The organism is Bacillus sp. AR4-2, from assembly GCF_008274865.1.
Classification (GTDB): domain Bacteria; phylum Bacillota; class Bacilli; order Bacillales; family Bacillaceae_G; genus Bacillus_A; species Bacillus_A cereus.
The window spans coordinates 4035696-4051713 of the sequence record NZ_CP031062.1; the positions used below are offsets into that span (position 1 = coordinate 4035696).

A 16018-nucleotide genomic window follows, 5' to 3' on the forward strand; every position below is an offset into this window, starting at 1 on the left:
TGCTGCTCAAAATATACAAGGAGGATATCTATAAAAAAAAATCGTTAGAATATATTCTTAAAGCAATCCGGGAGAAAAAATGGGAATTAATTTACAAAAAATTATAGCTAATAAAACAGTTTTCCCTCTAGTAATTGCTCACAAAAAATAGTGAGTGGAACTTATACAGGGATTGAATAAACAACTTCATACAAAACTTCAAACATTGAAATTCATTAACATGTATTTTCAAAACATAATATAGTACACAAATAATAAATAATATAATTCTATTCCTTACTCGTATACGAACAACATAATTGAAATAAAAACAAAATAAACCGCATTCACTCAAATGAATGTGGTTTATTTTTTGCTATCCACTAAAAACAAAGAAAGACTACGCTTTTATACTTTTTAGTCCAATATTTATGTCAATAAATTAACTACCTCTATATATGCAACCGTGTCTGGTTCGATATTATGGATAAGATCGTCCTTCTGTACAGCTATTAACTTAGAATCTTCAATTTTTAATGACCCCTTATGAAATTGATTAATATATATCGCTGTATGTCTGGAAAATCCCCTACGTTGTAATGCAATTACTACGGAATCTCTAGACCCATACTCTAGATAATTAGCCCAATTCACACCAGATTTTTCCTCTCCTAGCAACGCTACTAACATATCATAGTAATTACTAAAATATTTTTCTATAGTAAACTGAAGCGTGTGTTCAATATCATACATTAAAGAATTAATCTCCTCATTAACATGAATTTTATTATTCATATCAAAGATTTCATTCACTCGTTCTCCATTCCTATAGTAGAAAATTTCTCTCTGGTTATCACGTTTAAATTCTAATGTCCTTTTAATAATTGAGCTTAAACTAGAACCATTGATCCAACTATTCATTAACTGTGCATAATAAGGTAGTGTAGCTTTTTTCTTCAATTTTTTCTCATCATTACCCAAACTCTTCCAATCGTACATGTCATAAAAGACTCCAAGTACACTTAAGCAGCTATCATAATTTACTTTATCGGGGAAGTTCACCTTCTTTCCCTGATCTATTGTCTGCCGAACCCTCTTAAAAACATAATTTTGAAGTGGTACATAAATAGAATAACTTTTATTCATTACCTCATAAGGTATCTCAATTTTCTCCATATTATGTTTTGCCTGATTTATAATCTCAAAATTATCCTTCTCAATTAACCTATTTATAATAGGACTTTCATAATCATCTTCCATATCCCAAGTATCTATGCATATGATATTTGCTACATATTTAATTATTTCCTTTTCATATTGTCTTCCCTTATCAATTGTTCCTGTTTTTAAAAATTCTTCTATACTTTTAGATTTTGTTGTTATTTTTTGCTCAATACTCGTCTTTAAAATTATATTTTCCTTATTATTAAAAACGTCTAACTTCTTCCATTCGCTCTTATTTTCCCTAATGCAAAAAATATTACCTGATAATTCTACGTTTAGCCGACCAGCCCTACCAGCTAAGTTCCAAAAATCGATTTTAGACATTTTACTTGTTCCTTTTTTATTTTTCAGTATAAAAATATTTTTAGCTGGTAAATTTACACCTTCTAACAAAGTAGAGGTACAAAATAGAAATTTAATTATGCCTTTTTTAAATAGTTCTTCTATCTTGTTCCTTATAATTTGAGGTAATCTGCCAAAGTGAAAACCAATACCATATTTTAAACATTCAATTAAAAAATAATCAGGATGTATTAATTCTTTTGTAAGCTTTATTGCGTTTTTTAGTTCATTAATCTCTACCTGTGTGAAATTCCTATTATCTAATTGAACAAATTTTTTGAAAGAACGTGCATATTGGATAGTATCGTTAATAGAATTACAGTAAATAATATTCGAATAATTTCCTGATAGATTTTTAACCAATTCTAAACTCGAAGAATAAAACTTTGGACTTTCTGGATAAATGTCAACCTCTCCAAAATCATTAAAATATTTTACGTTCTTTTCAACTAAATCAACAAAGAACAAATTTTGAGAAACTGGTGCTTCATTAGTATGAAACGCGTTTTGGGGATTAAAACCAAACAACTCCAAAAATATACCTGGATTAGAAACATTAGGGGAAGCAAAAAAAACATTCATCCCCCTATATCTCTTTAACGATTTTTCTATAGATAAATATAAAGTGATACTACGATAATCATTTTCACTCGTAAGCTTATGTGCTTCATCAATAAATAGATAATCTATTCTAGGATTACCTTCTTCTGATAAATAACTTAACAGTCTCTCAGGAGTTAACACACATATGTATCTCTTATCTCTTTTCTGATCCTCATTCTCATCTTCAAAAACATCTGTAACATTAGAATTAGTCACAATACTATAATTTTTTTCTTCTAGAATTTTTTTTAATTCCTTCTTTAGTTCAAGAGAAAATTGATCAATTAACGCTCTAGTGGGAACAATAATAACAATATTTCCCTTCTTCTCTTTACTGATTGTATCCTTAATAAAACATTTAATAATAAACGATTTCCCCATTGAAGTAGGACCTGAAAAGCTATAAAAATTAGATTCTTTCATCTCAGAAAACAAATTAAATTGGGCATCAGTAAAATAAGTATCATTCATTCCTTCTACCCTTTGCCTTTTTTTCTTAACCCCAACATCTAATCTTCTTTCAAAAGGCAATTCTACCTTATAATCAAGATAATTCATCGCAGGGAAATTACCGATTTTAGATAAAATAGCTGTTGAATAAGTCTTATAAATCGGATTTTCACAAAAACTTTGATTCAACAACGATACAATTTTATAAGACATATTTCTAAATTTAGGATTGCTTGCATTTGAAAGAATATCACTAAATCTCAGTAAATGTTTCAATTCTTTCTCACTAATTACATCTGTAATATTTTCGCCTAAGATTTCATACGCATTATATTTTGATAATTTTAAAAATAACTCCTGAAAATAACTATCCTCAAATATGTCCGCTGAAAGTCTATCAAAAATCATTTTCTGCCACCTTTAAATTTTTTATAACTCTTTTTCTTGTTTCATCTAGTTCAAAGAAAGGTATCACATAAATATAAAAATCATATCCATATAATTTATATTCCTCGACTTTTTTCTTTATATATTTATATTCCTTCTCAACACTTTCTTTTATCAAATTTCTCACTTTTTCTCTAAATGCCCTGTTACTTAATTTCCAATCATCTTCATCTAAATTCAGTTCAAACCCTACAAATATCCCAAATGCGTTATCTGTATTAATTTCAGCTTCTCTTGCACTAGGAACAAGTATACTTTTTAATAGCGCATACATCTCCTCAGAAACGGTTTCTTTTTCCAGATAACTATTAATTAATCCAAGCTCATCATTAATATTATTAGTTGCCCTTGTAATATACTCTTTAATCGATTTAAAAGCTTCGTATAAACCACGTTGAAATTTTTGATTTAACTTAGATTCTCCAAATATAATTTGATAATTACAATCATCTAATTTCAATAAATGAACACCGTCTGCTCCTTTAACGTAATCTTCACTAGATGTTTTCAATTCCATTTTTGTAAAAATTTTTGGAGCTTTCAAATGGGATTCAAGCATACAATATAAAAGAATTTCCCCTAGCTCACCATCATTAGCTTTATAGTTTCTTAACTTCCTAACTGCTCTAGTATATTTTTTCCCTACATTTTCTTTTAACTTTTCAAGTTCTTTGGCTGATAAGCAATAAGTTACAATGCAATCCTCTAAAGCATCAACTAAGTCGTAATATGCAAATTTATTATTTGATATCTTTAAAGTGTGTAGATTTAAGTTTGTGTTACAACCATCGATACTATAGTCTTTTATATCATGATAAAATAAGTCTAGAAATTGGTTTCCGATTTCTGTATGTAACAAAAAAAGTCCTCCTAACAAATTATTCCACCTAAAAATCAGAGGAAGCTTTCACTTCTATAATTATCCATCTTATTTTATCATAAATTTCCTTTTTATTTTCCACATTAGATTCAAACCAAAAAATTAATAAATTCAATTATAGAACATCAGTTCTATTTTTGGAAGTGTTTTGATTTTTTTGTTTAATTCATTATCTGAATAAAAAAAAATCAAAACGGGTCGTTTTTTATTAATTAATTTACAGTTATATTAGATAAACACGTAGAAATTCACCCAAATTACATTTAAATCCAACGAATTTAAATCCTTCTCAAGAAGTAGTTCTTCTGTTAACATAGTTTCTTATACTGTTTCTTGGGATAAGAACACTTGTGGATATTGTTTTCTTAATACATGATTAGTCTCCAATGGTTTAATAATTTCCATCACTTCATTTGACATGCCTGATGTATATCGTATATTTCTCTCAGTATATAATCGTTTCATTATTATAAAGTGATTTTTTACTATTTGTTCTAGAGGTGTCTAATAGCCGCCAAATATTAGGATAAGATAAAGATAAAATAAATAAGCCTTACTACCTCTCAATCGATTTAATTAGATTAGATCATGAGTGTATATCTTCATATATTGATAATCATCCTCACTAAAAATGATAGCATCATTTATGATGTAACCCTGCGGTAAAAATCCATGAACATGATAAATAGGTATACACCCTTGAACATGAGATTGCTCCTTTCGCATCATTCGTATGCAGCGTTGTCATTACTAAATGTCCTGTCAAACTTGCTCTTATAGCTATTTTTGCTGTTTCTTCATCACGGATTTCACCGACTAAAATAATATCTGGATCATGACGTAAAATAGCCTTTAATCCTGTTTCATATGTGAGACCCGCTTTTTCATTTATTTGAATTTGTAATACATCGTCACTTCTTTTTTCAACCGGATCTTCAAGTGTAATGATGCGACGTGTTTTCTTTTTTCTAATTACCTCTAATAGCGCATACATTGTCGTTGTCTTCCCAGATCCAGTTTTGTAGTTTTTAGAGATTATTTTATCCTACATACATTATCAATTTCTAATACTTAATTTATAAGCATAAATTATCTCAAAAAAATTCTGATATAACCACTTTAGAAAACATAAAAGGAGGAATCATCTTGGATTTACCAATAGAAGAGCTAAATCAAAAAAAAAGATGAATTGAAAAACATTTTAATCCATGTGAAAAAAGCAGTTGAAATACAAGATGCCAGCGAAGGGGGATAATTGTTAGAATATTCCTATAATAGTTGCGCAGAATTAAGTACATTAGTGGTTAGTAAAAGCCTTGACAACTTAGATGATTTTGGGGGTTACACAGAAAATATGGGTAACTATTATGCTGAACCAGTAACTTTTAATTCTGTTGATAAATTAGAAGTTTTATCTGCGGACATTGAATCAGAAATTGACCATCTAAAACAGGCTATATCTAACTTGAATTTTTCTAATACGATTGGTTTGCCACTAACACGTGGCATAAATATTTCCAACTCATTACCCCAAAGCAATTATGACCAAATAATTCTCGATATACATAAATATGGTGTTAATATGAGTTGTACAAGCTCCACCTATTTTCCTCTTTAGGAAAACGATATTAGAAATACCATATTAAATACTTTAAATACACTCTATCCCGATTTAAATTGCACAGCTGAATCCCATAATGATAAAGGACGTGCAGATATCCTCATTAAAAACGAGGACAAAATTAATGTATTCATTGCTGAATGTAAAATTTGGAGTGTAAGTAAGAAAACAATTACTGATGGCTTGAAACAGTTATTGCAAAATTACACTTCTGTCCATGATAAAAAATTAGCATTAATTATTTTAATAAGACGGTTACTGCTAACAAGGTTACAGAAGAAGTTATGAAGAATGTTCCAAAGTTCTTAGAAAATAAAAGTTTAGATCCAAAAATTGTTCATAAATACTCGGTCCCATATCTATCTAACTATCAATTTGACCATCCAAAATCCTCTGGTAAAAAAGCAGAACTTTCGGTTTTTCTAATAAACATTAATAACAGTAAATAAAAAAGCAGCTCATTTCTGAGCTACTTTTGTTAAATAATCTGCTATATTTTTAATCGCTTCCACAAAAGGTTCATTCTCAATAATAACTTTAATCTTCGGTAACTCCTTCATTCCGATTCTCCCCCAACCTTTTTAATACTGTTATATTGAGAAAAAATTGAATGTAAAGTTGGCACATAAAAGTTATAAAATATAAATTATTCAAAATAAAACTCAAAAGAAAAGCTTCATAAGAAGCTCGCAATTTTTATGTAAGTTAATATATATTGAGAATGAAAAATTCAATTAACATTTTATCACTTTCAATATTTACTTATTTTCCGTCTCTTCTTAATTTTTCAAAGTCAGCAGGTATAGCTGCGAATCCACATGTTGTACAAATACGGTCTCCAGTGTTGCTACCTAAGTAGTATTCTTTTTCCGTAATCTCATGTGAACAAGGTTTATCGCCTGCTTCTTTCCATTGTCTTCTCAGTTCAGCTGCTTCCTCCGATTGCATATTTTCCGCCCCCTTTAATTAAATAATAATAATCAGAAAATAAGATTGCAAGGGAATTAATTTTACTTGTTATAAAATGTAAGTTTTATAACATATGGAATGAAGGGCTACAAACATTGTTTATAGCACATGGGCATTTGGTGACCAGGTTCAACATAGGCAGTATATACATTGTATATAGTGGGTGTGTCGTGTTATTCGACGGATCTCAATAATATTAGGTGTGTAGCGAAATGCTACATACCTACAAACTAAGTATGCTCTAAATGTAGCCTACCCAATTAACGGTACTCCTTGTTTAAGGAGTGCTTGTTTCTACTTTTTATTTTTTGTAGATTCACGCCAATCTTCACATTGTTTTTTAATTATTTTTAAGATTTCTTGATAATATTTTACAAGTAGTTCATTATCCCCTTCTTCAGCTTCTTCATAGGCACGTTGTCTTCCATGAATTCCCTCTATACTTTCTATTTCACTGATAATAGATTCGTCTAATAAATGATATATTTCATATAACAAAGGACGGATTTGTTCCAAGTATTTTCTAGTTTGAAATTGAAATCCGTGATGTATATCCCAATCTAATATATTATATTTAGCATCTAGATGCAGTATCTTACTAAATACTGCAAATTTTTGAGCTTCCATTTTATTATGATTATCCCTTTTCATTTTTTCTTCATCCCATTTTCGCTGTCTGTTAGACATGTAAAATTGAATACTAAATGTAATTAATCCTCCAACCATAACCCCCAGCAACGAAGGCAATGCTTTTACCAACTCATTCATACTAATCCCCCAATGTTTTCCTCATACTGTCATCATATATTTATTGTGATTCAATATTTTCATAGTATTTTTCTGTATTTTCCTTTGTATCCAAAAATCCTCGTCATCACTCTTTCAAGAAAATATACTCCCTGTAAATAAACGATAACTTGAGTATCCTTATCTAGTTGATACGTACTCATCTTTTTATCTGGATGAACAAGATTATTTCTAAAATCAACAAACATGAATACACCATCATTTTGGTACTTTTTAAGAAATTCTTCATCTAAAAGATCAGCATGTCGAATTTCTCTTGGAATATTTAATTGATAGCAAAGTAATCTTAAGATATCAGTTGCTCTTAACTTTTTATATCCTTCTTTATCTAACATTTGTTCTTGATTAACAAGATAAGTCCAAGCTAGTTGTTCTAAGGCTATCTGTGTGGAAATAATTTTATTTTCCAGCATACCATCGCCTTTTATTTCGAGATACCAGTTGAGCACAATTGGCAATACATCTTTCCATAATTCTTGCTCTAATTTTGTTGCAACATTTGAAAAGAATTTATTAAAATTGGTAACCCCACCTAATGGAATCCACTTCAAACCATTTTGATAATGACTCGTTTTATTTTTTTTAATTACATAGTTCTCCCAAACTTTACTCTCATCTTTAAGTCCAATCTGAATAGGAATGAATACACTTTCAGCGCTACAAAAAGATAAATACCATTCCATATTAGAAAGTATTCCTTCTATTTCTGCGGTATTAAAACATCGTTTGTCCCTTTTTGAAATAGAGCCTACATGAGTTATTTCATACCCCCTGCTTCTTTTTAAACTCTCATAATGAGACTCCACCTTTTTATCTGATCTAAAATTAAATGTTATTAACCAATCTTCATGTTCAAATTTATATTCTGCTTCTTCATAATCTCTTACTCCAATATGACCACAATTTATAATAAAGAAAACAACTTCATCAACTTCTGTATCTTTTGTTTTAACACTATCTAAATAAATAGTAAAACTTTTGATGGTGTCTTCTTGCTCTGGATTATATGTATTATGGGAGCCACTTTCCTCCATTATATATTCATTAATGGTTCGAATATCATATTCTTGTGGGAACCTTTCTTTTTGAGATTTTAACGTTACAGGGTTATTAGAAGTCATTAAAATCTCAGGGTGCGGCGATAATTCTAAAGTAATATTTCCTGTTGTTGAACTACTATCGTCTGGGTGATAAAAATTAATTTCCCCTTCATAAATGTTAAATAACTTTTCATTTAATATATCAACATACAACTGATCTTTCATGTTATGTTACTCCTCCGACACATTAAGCCCTTTTATTGTTTATTATCTTTATTTAATTATATCAATTTACAATTCCATTGTAATGAAATTAATCCATTATTTAACCAAACATACTGGACTATCAAAATTTCACGAGTAAATCACCCTGTAATGTTTTCCTATTACATACAACAAAACCACGCCCAGTGACGAGCGTGGTTCGTTTACTTGTATCTAATTCTCACCGTAGGTTCTTCATCGCCTTTTGCATACGTCCCTGCAATTCGTTCAATGATGAAATGTAAGCTTCTGTTCACTTCTTCGCCTGTCAGACCTTCTCCATCGAGAAATTGCCAATTTTGAAGTAAGTATTCAATACGTTGTTTCTTTTCCTTCAAATCAGAATTTTTTTCTTGTCGATTCTGCTTTTCAATTACTTGAAGTCCCAAATACAACTGCTCTATTTTCTCTTCATACTCATTTTTTCTTTCACGATAACGAGTTGGAGTTAAATCCCCTTCAATTCTCATTGTTTCAATGGTCTCCAAAGCTTTAGCTGTCTTGTTTATTTGTTTCTAAATCTGTTTTCGCTTATGCTCCATTTCGGCACCATTGTTTCGTCATTAAATCTTTTCCTATACGTAGTTGCACCGCTACATCCTTCTGCCGGGGCACAATATGTAAATCTGACGCTTGTACCCTACACGCTTCTTTTAAAATTGCATTCGCAAAAATTTCAATCCCATTCATCACTTTTCCCTCCTCACTATGTATATAGCATGAAAACATGCGCAATAAAAATTTGGACTTTTGTATTTTCAATAGAGGAAAAAGGAAAAATATGTTTGTGAAATTATGAACAATTTCCGAATTATTGTCTGAAATTACCTATACTCATGTTTATCTGTATTATAATGTTATTATCTTGGATAAAGTGATAAAGGTGGAGATCCTCATGGAACAAGCTTTAAAAATTACAGGTGTATTATCTGACCCAACTCGTTATTACATTTATAAATATATTTCGCAAAAACATAGTTACGTAACGGTACAAGAAATTGCAGATGAGTTTGACATTCATCCAAACGTAGCGCGTTTACATTTATCTAAATTAGAAGATGTTCATATGCTAAAATCGGAAACGAAGAAAACTGGAAAAGGCGGACGACCGAGCAGATTGTATGTCTTATCTGAAGATGTTATCCAATTACAATTTCCATTCCGTGATTATCAATTGTTAGCAAGAATCGCATTTAATTCTTTACTTAGCCTTGGCGCTGCTGGTGAAAAAGCGCTATACGAAACAGGAAAACAATTCGGAGCTGAATTAATGCAACAACATATGCAACGTTTAAATGTGAGTGAAGATGCTTTAACAGTGGAACAAAAAGTTCAAATTGCAAAAGAAGCTTTCTCAACAGCTGGCTTATCACCTGCATTTGAATTAAGTGCAGATGGAACAAAAATTTTCTATGATGTACACAATTGTCCATTTAAAGAAGTTGCTGTTCATCATCCAACTGAAATTTGTAACATGCACGGAGATATGATGAAAGGAATTTTTGAAATCCTATTCCCCAACATGGAATTAACTCGAAATGATAGTCTATTAGATGGATGTAAATCTTGTAATTATAAACTAACAATTTAATTTTTCATATAAAAAGAAGCCAATAATAATTGGCTTCTTTTTATATGAACGAATATTTACAATAGTAAGAAAAATAAACTATAATGAGGTGAGGTTTACTTTTTTTAGAAAAGGAGGGAGATGGCATGGAGCGCATGTTTCGCGTTCTCGGCTTTTGGACTGGAATTTTCTCGGTCATGTTTTATGTAGGGGATATGCAACCGGCCGCACTACTATTTTTAGGACAAACAGGTTTCTTCGTACTTTTAAGCTATTTAAAATTAACAGAGCGTATGTATATATACGTATTTGGGGCATATTTAACTGTTTTCTTCATAGGATTTACATACTACACGACATTCTTACTTGTGCCTGGGGCTGGACATTAAAAGATGGCATTTTGCCATCTTTTTTTTAATTCCGGAATTCCCTAGTTGACTTATAGGTTTTATTACCTTATATTCTATATAACAGATTGGAATTAGGGGGAATCAACATGAATACACTGCTTGTCGGAATTAACGTTGCAGTCATGCTCATTTTAGTTGGCGTATTATATTATATGCAACGTAAGCATGTATCTTTTAATAAACGCGTATTTACCGCTTTAGGAGTCGGGATTATCTTCGGTCTTATATTACAATTTATTTATGAGCCAACTTCTAAAGTAATTATTGAATCAAATACTTGGTTTGGCTTAATCGGTAACGGTTATGTGAAGTTACTTCAAATGATCGTTATGCCACTTATTTTAGTATCTATTATTTCAGCATTTACAAAATTACAGTTAACGAAAAATCTTGGTAAAATTAGTGGTCTTATTATCGGAATTTTAATTCTTACTACAGGAATTGCTGCAGCTGTCGGTATCGCTGCAAGTGCAGGATTTGATGTATCTGCAACCGGCCTACAACAAGGTGATGCAGAATCTGCTCGTCTGAAACTAGTTGAAGAAAGATTTACTTCTATTGAAAAGACAACAATTCCAGATAAATTATTAGAGCTATTACCTACAAATCCGTTTCTTGATTTAACAGGCGCTCGTCCAACATCAACAATTTCTGTCGTAATATTTGCAGCCTTTATCGGCATTGCCTTTATAGGTGTAAAACGAAAATATCCAGAACAAGCAGAGCTATTTAAGAAGATGCTTGATGCTGTATATGCAATCGTAATGCGTATGGTAACATTAATTTTACGCCTTACTCCATACGGCGTATTAGCTCTTATGGCAAAAACAGTTGCTGGTAGCGATATAAATGCTATTTTAAAACTTGGTAACTTCGTGCTAGCCTCTTACGTAGCACTTATCGTAATGTTTATCATTCACTTATTATTAATTGCATTGTCTGGTTTAAATCCAATTCAATATTTGAAAAAAGTGTTCCCTGTACTAACTTTTGCATTCACATCTCGCTCTAGTGCTGGTGCGATGCCATTAAATATTGAAGCGCAAAAAGAAAAGCTTGGTATTTCCGAAGGAATTGCAAACTTCGCAGCTTCATTTGGGGTATCTATCGGACAAAACGGTTGCGCAGGTATTTATCCAGCAATGCTTGCAATGATGGTCGCTCCAACTGTAGGAATTGATCCATTACAACCACAATTTATTTTAACTTTAATCGCTGTTGTTGCTATTAGCTCATTCGGTGTTGCCGGAGTTGGTGGCGGCGCAACATTCGCAGCTTTAATCGTACTATCTACAATGAACTTACCAATCGGTATTGTTGCTCTAGTTATCTCGGTTGAGCCATTAATCGATATGGGGCGTACAGCTCTTAACGTAAGTGGCTCTATGACAGCAGGTCTTATTTCAAGTAAATGGCTTGGTGAATTAGATCAAGATACGTACAATCAAGATGATACAAAAACTGGTGAAATTGCTTCATAATGAAAAAAAGACGCTAACATACAATTGTTAGCGTCTTTTTTATTCCGTTCCCTCTTTATAGATTTTATCTTGAGAATTATCACTCTAAGTATTCTTCTAGTTGCTCTTTTAACTCTTCCTCAATCTCATAACAAGATTCATCAGCGAGTTCCCCTACTTTCTTACTCCCCAAAATGTTTGATTGAATTGGCATTCCTAAAAAGATTCTTTCACATTTCCAAATTGGAATATTGTGAAATCCAATCATCTCTTTTTCTTCATCTAATATAGCTATAGCAACTGATGAATAATAACCCACCTCAAAGGGATTCTCTTTTTCCCTTGCAAATCCCATATCTAATTCCATGTGGTTTTCTATGTATAAACGTGAATACTCTTTATGCAGTTTAAGTGATATTCGCTCTATTTCCTTCTCCATACATTGAATGTTCTCTTTTAACTCCAACGTAAACTCCTGTTCTTTATATTTCATTTTCGCCTCCTTAAACATAGAAAAAGAGAATACAATAACATATCCTCTTTCCTCAAATATATTTCATTATCTCACAGCCCGTCCTTTTCACAAATAACCATTTTGTTCGCACCATTTATGAAATTGTCCTACGTCTACTCCAACTAACACGATATCCTTTAGCTCTACATCAATGACTTGTTCTCCAATTACAATAGCAAACTGCGATGCTAATTTTGTCTCGTTTTTCTTTACAATTCCAATTCGGTTCCGATGCGGTCCATCTTTTATATATGCTTTTTGTCCTACAATATCAAAGTTCAAAATTCTCACCTCTTTTACTGCGCTCAAATTGGAAATACGATCTCCACCTCGGAAAATTTCCTTTCATTGCACTATTTCTCTATATATATGACAAAACAATAAAAGAGTCCTTCCTTCTTTACAATTATTTTTTCTTTGTTTCATTTTTGTGATTGAAACGTAAAGTTTATAATAAAATACACTTGGAAGCGCTTTCTATGTATTTTTTTATGTTATAATATATAAGTAGAACTTCGTAAAGAGGGTTAAAAAATGAATACAAAAATGATTAAAAAAGTAATTGAAGCATTAAAAGTATATGGCTTTCAGGATGTATCATTCTGTGACAAAACGAAGCAATTTTTATTTCATAACGAAACCGATATTATGAGCGGCTATGCAGAAATAACATATAGTAGTCAATTTGAAAAATTCAACGTACAAATTCATCCAATTGAAACGCATCACCAAGCAGAGTTACAAGAGATTGAAAGACATATACAAGCTTGTATAAGAAAAGTGGAATATTTAAACGCACTTCTTACCGGGCAGACAAAACTAGATGATAAAATTATTATTATGTAAAAAAAGAACGTGATCCAATCACGTTCTTTTTTCATTATACGTTCATCTTTTCCTTTAGTTGTAATCCTGTAACAGATTCTAATACATCCATCGATTCTCCAAATGTCATATCAAAAATTGTCTTGTCCTCTATGTATGGAAACTGTCTGAAACGCTTTTCTAACACCTTCACAGCATCTGATGTAAAGTTTGCACTATCAATACCAAATTCTGTTTCAAGAAGAACGATCCAATCTAACACATGAAAACCTAATCCATTGACGAATGAAATCAATTTTTCTTCTGGGTTTGAAGATAAGAATACTTGGCGTTCCATCTCACTAAAAAGTTCTTCTCCTAAGATTTCAGCTAACTCATCATCATGTTCACGTTCAACAAGTTCTTCGTAGCCGTAATCATCCACAAGCTCTTCTACTTCTTCACTATCCTGACAAAGCAATTGACTAAGAAGTGCCTCTTTCTTAAATTCACTATTTTGTACGACTTCTAAAAAGCTCGTTTCCCATCCATTTTCTAATTTCATATTATGTACTCCTTTATATACGTTTCTTATCATCACTGTACCCAAAAGATCACTTTTATAACCTTTTAGGTAGTTACTATTATTTCACATGATTTATAACATAAGATGCAAACTCAGCTACATCTCCTTCAAAAATATTTATTTCTGGCAAGTGATAGAACGTTGTTTGGAGCGGGTTTCCTGCATGATATACATATATCGTTTTCTCTAGTGCAATCGCCATTCCAAACTCTGTATGGCTCCCGTTTCCGCCATCTAATATAAGTAAAAATACATCCGCTTCTTTTACAGCATTTTGTTCTGCCTGACCAATTTCTCTTAATTGTTCTTCATTAGCTGCTCTTTCATTTTTGGTCCAATCATATGTATGGTGCCATCCTGCATGTTTCAGTTCATTTGCTACGGAACGTACAAGATGTTTATTTTGGAAACCTGAGGCGATATAAAAATTCATTTATATACACTCCTTCATTATGTATGGGGAAACTCCTTTTTAGCGTTATTTGTTATAGCTACAATAAAGAACAACTTCAAAAAAAATCCCCATCTTTAAAACTTATTTGCGTTTAAATGATGGGATGCTTCATGGTCTTCTTTTATTTTTTGTTTTTTATAACTTTCATCAGCTAACATTTCTAGTTCAGCTGTTATCTCTGACTTTTCAAGCTCTCTTTCTTGCGAAAATTTCCTTGAAATATAAACAATAACACTACCAACGTACAACACAAAGCATATAATAAGTGCAGTATTTTCATAGAGACTTAGCTCCAACACAGTCACTCCTAATCCATTCGTATTTTCACGCCTCATTAATTGGAATTTCCCTATTAACCCATTTGTTATCCCGCTATTTGAGGGCAGTAAGACTCCCTCCTCAAAATTCAGTAACAGTAAAGAAGTTAGATGTGGGATGCACCCAACTGATTAAAGTTTCACTTTATTGTAACATAAAAATATCAATTCTTGGAATCTTTCACCCTACTAAAAGAGGCATGATTGTTTCATCATGCCTCTGAAATATTTTGAATGATTGTTTTAATTGCTTCTTTTCCATTATATTTTTTTAGTGCTGTTTTATACTTCTCATTATTTTGACTTAATTCTTCGACATACTTTATAAGAGATTTTACATTTACATCTTCTTCATATAATACGGAAGCATATCCTTGTCTTTCAAAGGACTCTGCATTTAATATTTGATCTCCACGGCTTGCAAATTTCGATAATGGAATTAAAACCATCGGCTTTTGTAATGTTAAAAATTCAAAAATTGCGTTGGAGCCCGCGCGTGAAATAACAAAATCTGTTACCGCTAATATATCTGGCAGTTCTCCATGTACATATTCAAATTGTCTATATCCTTCTTTATTTTGTAAACTTTCATCAAGGTTACCTTTTCCGCAAAGGTGAACAATTTGATATTTTTTCAGAAGTTCTGGTAACGCGGATCGAACCGTTTCATTAATTTTTTTTGCGCCCAAACTTCCTCCCATGATTGTAATAACTGGCTTTTTACGTGAAAAGCCTAAAAATGCTAAACCTTTTTCACGATTTCCCTTTAGTACTTCTTCACGTACAGGAGATCCTGTATAAATTACTTTTTCTTTCGGTAAATGTTTCGCAGCTTCTTCAAATGTAACAAATATTTTCGAAGCAAAACGAAGCGCAATTTTGTTTGCTAGTCCTGGCGTCATATCAGATTCATGTAATAAAACTGGTACTCTATTTAGCCATCCGCCAATTACGACTGGTACAGATACGAAACCGCCTTTTGAAAAAATCACATCTGGTTTTAGTTTTCGAATTCTTACATACGCATCCATAACCCCCTTCATTACAAGAAAAGGATCTTTTATATTTTTTAAATCAAAATAACGACGTAGCTTTCCACTCGAAATACTATAGTAGGGAATGCCTTCCTTTTCTATAATCGTTTTCTCAATACCTTGGTGAGAACCAATATAAGAGATATCCCAGTTGTCTTCCTGTAAATATGGGATAATGGCTAAATTAGGTGTTACATGTCCTGCCGAACCGCCACCTGTAAAGACTATTTTCTTCATACGTCT

Annotated in this window: 18 protein-coding genes and 2 pseudogenes; 6 read left to right on the plus strand and 14 right to left on the minus strand. The window is 31.6% G+C overall.

Annotated elements, in window-relative coordinates; genetic code table 11:
• Positions 1-408: 408 nt before the first annotated feature.
• The 3 genes and pseudogenes from DN399_RS20850 to DN399_RS20860 all read right to left on the minus strand — a co-directional run.
• Entirely contained in the window at positions 409-3006 is a 2598-nt protein-coding gene (locus DN399_RS20850; protein WP_149149917.1) for a DEAD/DEAH box helicase, read from the minus strand.
• Positions 2996-3904, minus strand: coding sequence for a HamA C-terminal domain-containing protein (locus tag DN399_RS20855; RefSeq protein WP_149149918.1), 909 nt, complete (start codon positions 3902-3904; stop codon positions 2996-2998). The genes DN399_RS20850 and DN399_RS20855 overlap by 11 nt, the downstream gene beginning before the upstream one ends.
• A gap of 730 nt (positions 3905-4634) precedes the next feature.
• Positions 4635-4943, minus strand: a pseudogene (locus DN399_RS20860) (ATPase, T2SS/T4P/T4SS family); the annotation flags it as partial.
• A 237-nt stretch (positions 4944-5180) separates the two neighbouring features.
• On the opposite strand from DN399_RS20860, the gene DN399_RS20865 reads away from it, so the two are divergent.
• Positions 5181-5543, plus strand: coding sequence for a hypothetical protein (locus tag DN399_RS20865; protein WP_149149919.1), 363 nt, complete (start codon positions 5181-5183; stop codon positions 5541-5543).
• 9 nt (positions 5544-5552) lie between these two features.
• Positions 5553-5834: a PD-(D/E)XK nuclease domain-containing protein gene (locus tag DN399_RS28760; RefSeq protein WP_149150127.1), complete on the plus strand. Its 282-nt coding sequence runs from the start codon at positions 5553-5555 to the stop codon at positions 5832-5834.
• A gap of 474 nt (positions 5835-6308) precedes the next feature.
• Here the strand turns inward: DN399_RS28760 and DN399_RS20875 are convergent, their stop codons facing one another.
• The 5 genes and pseudogenes from DN399_RS20875 to DN399_RS20895 all read right to left on the minus strand — a co-directional run.
• Complete coding sequence (locus tag DN399_RS20875) at positions 6309-6494, minus strand: hypothetical protein (protein WP_149149920.1); 186 nt, start codon at positions 6492-6494, stop codon at positions 6309-6311.
• A gap of 315 nt (positions 6495-6809) precedes the next feature.
• A complete protein-coding gene (locus DN399_RS20880) occupies positions 6810-7283 on the minus strand; it encodes a hypothetical protein (protein WP_149149921.1) in 474 nt (157 codons plus the stop codon).
• 59 nt (positions 7284-7342) lie between these two features.
• Positions 7343-8587 carry a YopA family protein gene (locus DN399_RS20885; protein WP_149149922.1) on the minus strand — a complete coding sequence of 415 codons (1245 nt, stop codon included), beginning with the start codon at positions 8585-8587 and terminating at the stop codon, positions 7343-7345.
• Positions 8588-8790: 203 nt separating this feature from the next.
• On the minus strand, positions 8791-9096 hold the full coding sequence (locus DN399_RS20890) for a hypothetical protein (protein WP_255478084.1): 306 nt from the start codon (positions 9094-9096) through the stop codon (positions 8791-8793).
• Between the two features lie 85 nt (positions 9097-9181).
• A pseudogene (locus DN399_RS20895) lies at positions 9182-9316 on the minus strand (ATPase, T2SS/T4P/T4SS family); the annotation flags it as partial.
• A 205-nt stretch (positions 9317-9521) separates the two neighbouring features.
• Between DN399_RS20895 and DN399_RS20900 the strand changes: the two are divergent.
• From DN399_RS20900 to DN399_RS20910, 3 genes are all read left to right on the plus strand, one after another.
• Positions 9522-10217 (plus strand): helix-turn-helix transcriptional regulator, encoded by a 696-nt coding sequence (locus tag DN399_RS20900; RefSeq protein ID WP_000434125.1) that lies wholly within the window; start codon positions 9522-9524, stop codon positions 10215-10217.
• Positions 10218-10342: 125 nt separating this feature from the next.
• Positions 10343-10585 (plus strand): DUF2626 domain-containing protein, encoded by a 243-nt coding sequence (locus tag DN399_RS20905; RefSeq protein WP_000440716.1) that lies wholly within the window; start codon positions 10343-10345, stop codon positions 10583-10585.
• Between the two features lie 107 nt (positions 10586-10692).
• Positions 10693-12087, plus strand: a complete 1395-nt coding sequence (locus DN399_RS20910) for an L-cystine transporter (RefSeq protein WP_025709781.1) — start codon at positions 10693-10695, stop codon at positions 12085-12087.
• A gap of 79 nt (positions 12088-12166) precedes the next feature.
• Here DN399_RS20910 and DN399_RS20915 read toward each other — a convergent pair whose 3' ends face one another.
• Together DN399_RS20915 and DN399_RS20920 are read right to left on the minus strand one after the other, a co-directional pair.
• The gene (locus DN399_RS20915; protein WP_000875399.1) at positions 12167-12559 is read right to left on the minus strand and encodes a hypothetical protein; all 393 of its coding nucleotides are present in this window, start codon (positions 12557-12559) and stop codon (positions 12167-12169) included.
• An 87-nt stretch (positions 12560-12646) separates the two neighbouring features.
• Positions 12647-12862, minus strand: coding sequence for a DUF3912 family protein (locus tag DN399_RS20920; RefSeq protein ID WP_001008327.1), 216 nt, complete (start codon positions 12860-12862; stop codon positions 12647-12649).
• Positions 12863-13114: 252 nt separating this feature from the next.
• Between DN399_RS20920 and DN399_RS20925 the strand changes: the two genes are divergently transcribed.
• Positions 13115-13426, plus strand: a complete 312-nt coding sequence (locus tag DN399_RS20925) for a hypothetical protein (RefSeq protein ID WP_001093237.1) — start codon at positions 13115-13117, stop codon at positions 13424-13426.
• 34 nt (positions 13427-13460) lie between these two features.
• Here DN399_RS20925 and DN399_RS20930 read toward each other — a convergent pair whose 3' ends face one another.
• The 4 genes from DN399_RS20930 to murG form a co-directional block, all read right to left on the minus strand.
• Positions 13461-13949 carry a hypothetical protein gene (locus DN399_RS20930; protein ID WP_000764267.1) on the minus strand — a complete coding sequence of 163 codons (489 nt, stop codon included), beginning with the start codon at positions 13947-13949 and terminating at the stop codon, positions 13461-13463.
• Positions 13950-14028: 79 nt separating this feature from the next.
• Complete coding sequence (locus DN399_RS20935; protein ID WP_001012344.1) at positions 14029-14403, minus strand: nucleoside 2-deoxyribosyltransferase; 375 nt, start codon at positions 14401-14403, stop codon at positions 14029-14031.
• 95 nt (positions 14404-14498) lie between these two features.
• Complete coding sequence (locus tag DN399_RS20940) at positions 14499-14759, minus strand: DUF3966 domain-containing protein (protein WP_001250699.1); 261 nt, start codon at positions 14757-14759, stop codon at positions 14499-14501.
• A 194-nt stretch (positions 14760-14953) separates the two neighbouring features.
• Positions 14954-16012: an undecaprenyldiphospho-muramoylpentapeptide beta-N-acetylglucosaminyltransferase gene (gene murG / locus DN399_RS20945; protein WP_000724779.1), complete on the minus strand. Its 1059-nt coding sequence runs from the start codon at positions 16010-16012 to the stop codon at positions 14954-14956.
• Positions 16013-16018 lie beyond the last annotated feature (6 nt).

Excerpts from the sequence above, each read along its gene's own strand:
- DN399_RS20850 (WP_149149917.1), bottom strand. The coding sequence starts at position 3,006 with ATGATTTTTGATAGACTTTCAGCGGACATATTTGAGGATAGTTATTTT.
- DN399_RS20875 (WP_149149920.1), bottom strand. The coding sequence starts at position 6,494 with ATGCAATCGGAGGAAGCAGCTGAACTGAGAAGACAATGGAAAGAAGCA.
- DN399_RS20880 (WP_149149921.1), bottom strand. The coding sequence starts at position 7,283 with ATGAATGAGTTGGTAAAAGCATTGCCTTCGTTGCTGGGGGTTATGGTT.
- DN399_RS20885 (WP_149149922.1), bottom strand. The coding sequence starts at position 8,587 with ATGAAAGATCAGTTGTATGTTGATATATTAAATGAAAAGTTATTTAAC.
- DN399_RS20890 (WP_255478084.1), bottom strand. The coding sequence starts at position 9,096 with ATGAGAATTGAAGGGGATTTAACTCCAACTCGTTATCGTGAAAGAAAA.
- DN399_RS20900 (WP_000434125.1), top strand. The coding sequence starts at position 9,522 with ATGGAACAAGCTTTAAAAATTACAGGTGTATTATCTGACCCAACTCGT.
- DN399_RS20905 (WP_000440716.1), top strand. The coding sequence starts at position 10,343 with ATGGAGCGCATGTTTCGCGTTCTCGGCTTTTGGACTGGAATTTTCTCG.
- DN399_RS20910 (WP_025709781.1), top strand. The coding sequence starts at position 10,693 with ATGAATACACTGCTTGTCGGAATTAACGTTGCAGTCATGCTCATTTTA.
- DN399_RS20915 (WP_000875399.1), bottom strand. The coding sequence starts at position 12,559 with ATGAAATATAAAGAACAGGAGTTTACGTTGGAGTTAAAAGAGAACATT.
- DN399_RS20925 (WP_001093237.1), top strand. The coding sequence starts at position 13,115 with ATGAATACAAAAATGATTAAAAAAGTAATTGAAGCATTAAAAGTATAT.
- DN399_RS20930 (WP_000764267.1), bottom strand. The coding sequence starts at position 13,949 with ATGAAATTAGAAAATGGATGGGAAACGAGCTTTTTAGAAGTCGTACAA.
- DN399_RS20935 (WP_001012344.1), bottom strand. The coding sequence starts at position 14,403 with ATGAATTTTTATATCGCCTCAGGTTTCCAAAATAAACATCTTGTACGT.
- DN399_RS20940 (WP_001250699.1), bottom strand. The coding sequence starts at position 14,759 with ATGAGGCGTGAAAATACGAATGGATTAGGAGTGACTGTGTTGGAGCTA.
- murG (WP_000724779.1), bottom strand. The coding sequence starts at position 16,012 with ATGAAGAAAATAGTCTTTACAGGTGGCGGTTCGGCAGGACATGTAACA.